Annotated in this window: 1 protein-coding gene; it reads right to left on the reverse strand. The window is 39.3% G+C overall.

The window, feature by feature from the left end; translation table 11 throughout:
- Nucleotides 1-308 (reverse strand): hypothetical protein (locus tag ACY2RS_RS15535; RefSeq protein WP_490099581.1); only part of this gene is annotated, 308 nt, incomplete at both ends.

Genomic DNA, 308 nt, shown 5'->3' on the forward strand with positions numbered 1-308 from the left:
TCGCTGATGGGATCGGTGATGGCGGGGGAGTCATTTACTTGTAATTCTAAAGGAACAATGTTAAAACAATCTGTAGCCGTAGCACTATCGACTCTTGCATATACAATTTGAAAACCAATAGCTGTATTTACAAAAGCAGTAGCAGGTGTAATAGGGAAAGTACCCGATTGGGCTTGGGCGAAAGTAGTGTAGTATGAAACTACAGCATCTGGGTTACCTCCTGTAATCTCAAAGTCTTTTGTTGTTAAATCAAATTCCGCAAAACCGTCATTAGGCAATTCATCACAAATATTATAGGTTGTTGGTAT

The organism is Patiriisocius sp. 208BN25-11 (assembly GCF_058147145.1).